The organism is Rudaea sp. (assembly GCF_036383415.1).
Lineage (GTDB): Bacteria > Pseudomonadota > Gammaproteobacteria > Xanthomonadales > Rhodanobacteraceae > Rudaea.
In genome coordinates, this window is record NZ_DASVOK010000410.1 from 1 (window position 1) to 2,325 (window position 2,325).

A 2,325-nucleotide genomic window follows, 5' to 3' on the forward strand; every position below is an offset into this window, starting at 1 on the left:
TCCTTCACCGAAAAGAAGCGCATCCGCAAGGACTTCGGCAAACGCCCGCAAGTTCTCGGCGTGCCGCCGCTGCTCGCGATCCAGACGGATTCCTATCGCGAGTTCCTGCAGGAAGGCGTGGACGTCAAGACGCGCGCGGACCACGGCCTGCACGCGGCGCTGAAGTCGGTGTTCCCAATCGTCAGCTACTCGGGCAACGCCGCGCTGGAATACGTGAGCTACCGCCTCGGCGAACCCGCGTTCGACGAGCGCGAGTGCCGTTCGCGTGGCATGAGCTACGGCGCGCCGTTGCGCGTGCTCGTGCGCCTGGTCATCTACGACAAGGAATCGCCGGCGTCGAACAAGGCGATCAAGTACGTGAAGGAACAAGAGGTGTACATGGGCGAACTGCCGCTCATGACCGACACCGGTACCTTCATCATCAACGGCACCGAGCGCGTCATCGTCTCGCAGCTGCATCGCTCGCCGGGCGTGTTCTTCGACCACGACCGCGGCAAGACGCACAGCTCGGGCAAGCTGCTCTACAGCGCGCGCATCATTCCCTACCGCGGCTCGTGGCTCGACTTCGAGTTCGACCCGAAGGACGCGCTGTTCACGCGTATCGACCGTCGCCGCAAGCTGCCGGTGACGCAGCTGCTGCGCGCGCTCGGCTACAACAACGAGGAAATCCTCGACATCTTCTTCGAGAAGAACGTTTTCCACCTCGACAAGAAGGAAGGCGCCAAGCTCGAGCTCGTCGCCGAGCGCCTGCGCGGCGAAACGCTGAACTTCGACGTCAAGGCCGGTGACAAGATCATCGTCGAGACCGGCAAGCGCATCACCGCGCGCCACGTGCGCCTGCTGCAGGACGCCAAGCTCAAGTCGCTCGAAGTGCCGGACGACTACCTCGTCGGCCGCATCCTCGCGCACGACATCGTCGACGCAAAGACCGGCGAGCTGCTCGCCGCGGCGAACGCCGAGATCGATGCCACCCACCTCGCGAACTTCCGCAAGGCCGGCATCGACAAGATCGGCACGCTTTATGTCAACGATCTCGACCGCGGTCCGTACATCTCGAACACGCTGCGCATCGACTCGACCAAGACGCCGCTCGAGGCGCTGGTCGAAATCTACCGCATGATGCGTCCTGGCGAGCCGCCGACCAAGGAAGCGGCGCAGAACCTGTTCTTCAACCTGTTCTTCACCTTCGAGCGTTATGACCTCTCGGCCGTGGGCCGGATGAAGTTCAACCGCCGCGTCGGCCGCAAGGAAACGACGGGCACGGGCGTGCTCTACGACTCGAAGTATTTCGGCGCGCGCAATGACGCGGAGTCGAAGTCGCTCGTCGAGAGGTTCGGCCACACCTCGGACATCCTCGATGTGCTCAAGGTGCTCGTCGACATCCGCAACGGTCGCGGCACGGTGGACGACATCGACCACCTCGGCAACCGCCGCGTGCGTTCGGTCGGCGAAATGGCCGAGAACGTGTTCCGCATCGGTCTCGTCCGCGTTGAGCGCGCGGTGCGCGAGCGCCTGTCGCTGGCCGAGGCCGAAGGCCTGACCCCGCAGGACCTGATCAATGCCAAGCCGGTCGGCGCGGCGATCAAGGAGTTCTTCGGTTCGTCACAGCTGTCGCAGTTCATGGACCAGAACAACCCGCTGTCGGAAGTCACCCACAAGCGCCGCGTGTCCGCGCTCGGTCCGGGCGGCCTGACGCGCGAGCGCGCCGGCTTCGAAGTGCGCGACGTGCATCCGACCCACTACGGCCGCGTCTGCACGATCGAGACGCCGGAAGGTCCGAACATCGGCCTGATCAATTCGCTCGCCGTGTACGCGCGCACCAACTCCTACGGCTTCCTCGAGACGCCGTACCGCAAGATCGTCAACGGCAAGGTCACCGACAAGGTCGAGTATTTCTCCGCGATCGAAGAAGGCGACTACGTGATCGCGCAGGCGAACTCGCCGCTCGACAAGAACGGCGCGTTCACCGAAGACTTCGTCGCCTGCCGCTACAAGGGCGAATCGGAACTGCGTCATCCGCAGGACATCCAGCTAATGGACGTCTCGCCGATGCAGACCGTGTCGGTCGCGGCCGCGCTCGTGCCGTTCCTCGAGCACGACGACGCGAACCGCGCGCTGATGGGCGCGAACATGCAGCGTCAGGCCGTGCCGACGCTGCGCTCGACCACGCCGCTGGTCGGCTTGGAGTCCTTCACCTTGCGGTACGGCGTCTCGAGGAAGCCGTACTTGTTGGTGCGCGCGTACAGCGCGAGCGAGTTGATCAGGCCGATGTTCGGGCCCTCCGGGGTCTCGATCGGGCACATGCGCCCGTAGTGGGTCTGGTGG

General features: G+C 64.6%; 1 protein-coding gene and 1 pseudogene. One reads left to right on the top strand and one right to left on the bottom strand.

Annotation, left to right across the window (positions count from 1 at the left end; genetic code table 11):
• Positions 1 to 2,181: pseudogene (gene rpoB, locus VF497_RS14930) on the top strand (DNA-directed RNA polymerase subunit beta); the annotation flags it as partial.
• Here the strand turns inward: rpoB and VF497_RS18550 are convergent.
• On the bottom strand, positions 2,139 to 2,303 hold the full coding sequence (locus tag VF497_RS18550; RefSeq protein ID WP_414706918.1) for a hypothetical protein: 165 nt from the start codon (positions 2,301 to 2,303) through the stop codon (positions 2,139 to 2,141). The pseudogene rpoB and the gene VF497_RS18550 overlap by 43 nt on opposite strands.
• Positions 2,304 to 2,325: the final 22 nt, after the last annotated feature.

What these genes read in the sequence shown, in the direction of transcription:
- VF497_RS18550 (WP_414706918.1), bottom strand. Translation starts at nt 2,303, where the DNA reads ATGTGCCCGATCGAGACCCCGGAGGGCCCGAACATCGGCCTGATCAAC.